Below are 4,419 nucleotides of genomic sequence, written 5' to 3' on the forward strand. Positions count from 1 at the left end.
ATTGAGCAGGCAAAAAATGCACGTGATCCTGAGGAAGGAAAAAATATTATCTAAACAGAGTTATCTCTGAACTCGTTATTGTTTTAGACTCAGGCAAACATTATTAACAGGAGCCCAGAATGGGGCAGGCAACATCACCAGATTCAACTTTCTGGCAGCGATTACATCATAAAATTGACCATCTTTATCATGGCTCAAGTACCGGTGCCCGACGATTTCGTTGGGGCTTATTAGCATTTGATGCCATTACCATCCTGTATTTCTTATTGGCCTCTTTTTATCATCATATTGATGATTTTCATGTGCTTGAAGAGGCGATTGGTGTTATCTACTTGCTGGAGTTATTGGCCAGGTTATATATCTGTAAATCAAAACTACGTTATCTCATTCACCCGGTTGGACTTGCCGATATTATTGTTATTATTTCCCTGCTGGCACCATCTTTGGCCGAGAATTTTAGTTTCTTACGAGTGATCCGTACGCTGCGATTACTACGCTCTTACCACATGCTGAAAAATCTTCGTAAACAGTCACGTTTTGTGCGAATGCATGAAGATGTGTTGTTCAGTATCGTCAATCTATTTGTGTTTATCTTTGTGATTACTGCCGTTGTTTTTGTGAGTCAGGTACACATAAACGACGATATTAATGATTATGTCGATGCACTTTATTTCACTATAGCCACACTCACGACGACAGGGTTTGGTGATATAACGCTGGTGGGACATGATGGACATATTCTGGCGGTTCTCATCATGATCTTTGGTATCTCATTATTTTTAAGGCTCATTCAAACTATTTTTCGTCCAGGCAAAGTACGTTATGAATGTCCATCATGCGGCTTAAACCGTCATGATCATGATGCGATTCACTGTAAACATTGCGGTGAAGTCATCCATATCACCACAGAAGGAGAGTACTAAACATCACGGTTGTCATATGATTTCAGATGGCTACGAAGCGAAGTATATCGATACTTGACGACGTGGATATTGGGCTCGGACATCGTTGTAGTCTTCTTGCCTGCTTGTAGATTCACTTCAATCTTGTCTTTCTCATTATGTTGCTGTCATGATTTAATAGGATTGCCCCAAGGATGTGGGCAATTGAAAATGATTAAGGAAAATAAAATGAACAAATTTCTTCTAGGAAGCATTATTCTTCTCATGTCTGGCTGCCTGACCTTATCAGGTGAATACCAAGCCTTCGTTTTTGATGCCGATGGCAAGCAGCTCAATCAAAACTTGATTCTTAGAGCGAGTGGTTCTGGAATTTATTCCCTACGAAATTCCGTCTGCAACGCTTATCCTGGGGCAACAATTACCATTATCGATGTAGAAACAGGGGAAGAGTTAGAAAGTGAAAGTCCCTATCAGTGTTAGGTATCTGATCACCTACGCCAAATGGGTCATGCCATAATGCAGGTGTTATTTGTACATGGTATGGGCCGCTCCCCCTTATCTGGCTGGCCAATGCTGCGCCGCTTCAGACAGCATGGAATACGAACACAATCATTCAGTTACTGTGTGTCGAGACAATCCTTTGCGTCAATTCAGTCTCGCCTGGAAAAATGTATCGAAGCTATAGCCAGTGACGGTGAATATATTCTGATCGGGCATTCATTAGGTGGTGTGTTACTTAGGGCTGCTCTGGCAAATATGGACGACTCAGTCAAAGCACCCAAACAGCTTTTTCTGCTCGGCTCGCCTGTTAAAAAATCCAGATTAGCCGTTTATTTTCGCCGATATTGGATGTTTCGTTTCTTAACACAAGACTGCGGTGAGCTATTAGCCTCGAGTGAACGGATGCTGGATATTCCTGCGAGTGAATGCCCAGCAACGGCTGTTGTCGGCGTAAAAGGCATCAATGGGAAAAACAGTCCGTTTAGAGATGAGTTAAATGATGGGGTGGTGTCTTTGTCTGAAGTCAGTACGGATTGGATTCAAGACCAGATTCAGTTGCCTGTAATCCATAGTTTCTTACCTTCCAGTAAGCGTGTATCCAGTGTTATCTTGTCTAGGATTGTTTGATTCTATGCTTTAGCAAGGCTCTGGAGTTTATCCAGAGCCTATGTTGTCATTTAACGATGGTATTCACCCGCACGTTCTGGCTGGTATAGGATTTCATCGACGTGCACGCGAATGGTTTGACCATCACGACCTGGCCAATCAATTTCATCACCCTCAACTAAGCCCAGCATGGCGCTGCCAGCAGGCGCCAGTATCGATATCGTCTTGCCATCTGTTGTCATATCTTTTGGATAGACCAGCGTCAGGCAAAAAGTTTGATCTGAGGAAGATACCGAAAATTTAACGGTGGAGTTCATCGTTACCACATTCGGTGGGATTGCCGTAGGTTCAACAATGTCGGCGCGATCCAGTTCTGCTTCCAGATAGGATGTTCGTTCAGCTTCAACAGGCGTTAACCCATCCAAAATATGTTCTAAACGGTGTAAGTCTAGCTCTGAAACAATAATATTCGGTTGTGATACATTCATTTAATAACCTCTCAACATTAAGATGTAGCTGTACTGCGACAACGTGTTATAAATAAAAAATGGAAAATAAAAAGGCGCGAACATCTCACTGTTCTGAACGTTATCATGCCATAAAGTCTGAGCACTTATAAGCCTTATTCTGGCTTTATCTGGAGTATGAAAATCAGCCTACAATACGCATTCTAACGTGCTGTTAATCAATGTTATTTCTGCCTGGTTCGGACAGAGGTGAAAAGCACTAATCCCTATTTATAGGTATGAAAAATGATTTTCTGCTGAAGTGGCGGCAAAGTGCTTAGTCATTCGCTAAATCAGTAGCTAACTCACTGCGATTACGCCCGTTCATTTTTCCTTGATAAAGTGCAAGATCGGCTGCTTTAATAATGTCGTCGATATGTTGATGTGGTAACTGGGTGGAAGCAATACCGATGGTGACGGTGAGTGGCTGATCAAGCTCATCCAAATTAAGATCTGATACAACATGTCTTAGTTTTTCTGCGAGAGTGAAAGCGGCTTTATGTGATGTGTCAGGTAATAACAGGATAAATTCTTCACCGCCAAATCGAGCTAAAACATCTGTTTGACGAATATGGTGCTTTAAACAATCGGCGACGTATTTCAAACAAGTGTCACCGATATCATGGCCATAGCGGTCGTTGATGCTTTTAAAAAAATCAATATCAATGAGTAAGATACTGAGAACTGCATGCTGCCGTTTTGCCTCAGCAAGACTGGCTTTAAGCTTGATGTCGAAGCCGCGACGATTAAGGAGTGAGGTTAAAGGATCCTGCTGAGCCAGTTGTTCAAGTTCGTTTGTCAGTGCTCGGTATCTGTTTTGAAAGAAAAGACCAAAATAGGTACTGACAAGGACGCTCATTGCCAACCAAAAACCTCGAGAAATAGACTTACTCTGGTTGTAGGCTTCACCAGTCAAATCCACAAAGAATTTACCCAAAGCCGTACAAAGAATGATTGCTATCAGCAATCCCATTCCGATGATAATAGATTGTTTCTTGCTGCCGAATAATGTAGCCATGATGGGATAGAGTGGAAGTAAAAAAGCAAACTGACTGTTCACGCCACCAGAAATGGCAATCAGAGGAATAATGGAAATAACAGCAACAAAAAAAAGCGCCGCCATTTCATAGGCAGGAAAACGATGACTGCGTATGAATAAATACACTGAAAATATAAGCACCGTATTGATACTGCCCATCACTGTAAAGTAGCTGGGTAGTTCTACAAAAAGAGGCCTGAAAATTGTACCTGAGGCCACAGCAATCAATGATATTAATGTAAATTGTAAAATCAGTTTATGGTTGAGATGGGCGTGCGATTGACCTGACATGGAGTGTCCCTGACCATGGTTTGCAAATTAACAGTAAGTTAGCATACTTCATTCTAAACCGATCACGCTGCTGACGTATTCGTTAATGATGTTGATTAATTGACATCGCTAGAACATGAATAGCTAACAAGGAAGATACATTGAATAGTCAAAAACGACGTGCCGTTGCCACATTTTTTGCAGCAGGTACCATAGATAAACAGCAGATACCAATGGCACTAAGACGCTTAGGTTTAATGCCTGACAAACGCGTTTGGTTGCGGCTGTTTGACCAGATTTTACTGGCCTCTGGCATAGTGGCGATGGCTTTATCAATGATTTTCTTTATCGCTTATAACTGGTCTGATATGGGTCGGTTCAGCAAATTCTTGTTGCTGGAAGCTAGTATCATTTTATCTGTCATGCTCTATTGCTATTTTGTGGCCAGAAAACTGGTCAGCAGAATGGCTTTATTGCTAGCCAGTTTATTGGTGGGGGCATTAATGGCCTTTTATGGTCAAACCTATCAAACGGGGGCAGATAGTTGGCAGCTGTTTTTCTACTGGGCCTTAGCGATCACACCATGGGTAGTTAT

6 protein-coding genes are annotated in these 4,419 nt (G+C 42.0%); 4 read left to right on the plus strand and 2 right to left on the minus strand.

Annotation, left to right across the window (positions count from 1 at the left end; all coding sequences use genetic code 11):
- Nucleotides 1-119: 119 nt before the first annotated feature.
- The 3 genes from B4K20_RS15575 to B4K20_RS15585 all read left to right on the plus strand — a co-directional run bounded on the left by B4K20_RS15575 (nt 120) and on the right by B4K20_RS15585 (nt 2,030).
- Nucleotides 120-923: an ion transporter gene (locus B4K20_RS15575; RefSeq protein WP_289283616.1), complete on the plus strand. Its 804-nt coding sequence runs from the start codon at nt 120-122 to the stop codon at nt 921-923.
- Nucleotides 924-1,130: 207 nt separating this feature from the next.
- Nucleotides 1,131-1,382, plus strand: a complete 252-nt coding sequence (locus tag B4K20_RS15580) for a hypothetical protein (protein WP_286304504.1) — start codon at nt 1,131-1,133, stop codon at nt 1,380-1,382.
- A gap of 36 nt (nt 1,383-1,418) precedes the next feature.
- Nucleotides 1,419-2,030 carry an esterase/lipase family protein gene (locus B4K20_RS15585; protein WP_289283617.1) on the plus strand — a complete coding sequence of 204 codons (612 nt, stop codon included), beginning with the start codon at nt 1,419-1,421 and terminating at the stop codon, nt 2,028-2,030.
- Nucleotides 2,031-2,080: 50 nt separating this feature from the next.
- Here B4K20_RS15585 and rnk read toward each other — a convergent pair whose 3' ends face one another.
- Both rnk and B4K20_RS15595 read right to left on the minus strand, forming a co-directional pair.
- The gene (gene rnk / locus B4K20_RS15590; protein ID WP_286304506.1) at nt 2,081-2,497 is read right to left on the minus strand and encodes a nucleoside diphosphate kinase regulator; all 417 of its coding nucleotides are present in this window, start codon (nt 2,495-2,497) and stop codon (nt 2,081-2,083) included.
- A 295-nt stretch (nt 2,498-2,792) separates the two neighbouring features.
- A complete protein-coding gene (locus B4K20_RS15595; RefSeq protein ID WP_289283618.1) occupies nt 2,793-3,845 on the minus strand; it encodes a GGDEF domain-containing protein in 1,053 nt (350 codons plus the stop codon).
- A gap of 140 nt (nt 3,846-3,985) precedes the next feature.
- Between B4K20_RS15595 and B4K20_RS15600 the strand changes: the two genes are divergently transcribed.
- On the plus strand, nt 3,986-4,419 hold a 434-nt coding region (locus B4K20_RS15600; RefSeq protein WP_289283619.1), incomplete at its 3' end, for a DUF2157 domain-containing protein.

It is taken from the genome of Methylophaga sp. UBA5088 (assembly GCF_002414625.1).
Lineage (GTDB): Bacteria > Pseudomonadota > Gammaproteobacteria > Nitrosococcales > Methylophagaceae > Methylophaga > Methylophaga marina.

Coding starts and splice junctions, on each gene's coding strand:
- B4K20_RS15575 (WP_289283616.1), top strand. CDS start 120: ATGGGGCAGGCAACATCACCAGATTCAACTTTCTGGCAGCGATTACAT.
- B4K20_RS15580 (WP_286304504.1), top strand. CDS start 1,131: ATGAACAAATTTCTTCTAGGAAGCATTATTCTTCTCATGTCTGGCTGC.
- B4K20_RS15585 (WP_289283617.1), top strand. CDS start 1,419: ATGCAGGTGTTATTTGTACATGGTATGGGCCGCTCCCCCTTATCTGGC.
- rnk (WP_286304506.1), bottom strand. CDS start 2,497: ATGAATGTATCACAACCGAATATTATTGTTTCAGAGCTAGACTTACAC.
- B4K20_RS15595 (WP_289283618.1), bottom strand. CDS start 3,845: ATGTCAGGTCAATCGCACGCCCATCTCAACCATAAACTGATTTTACAA.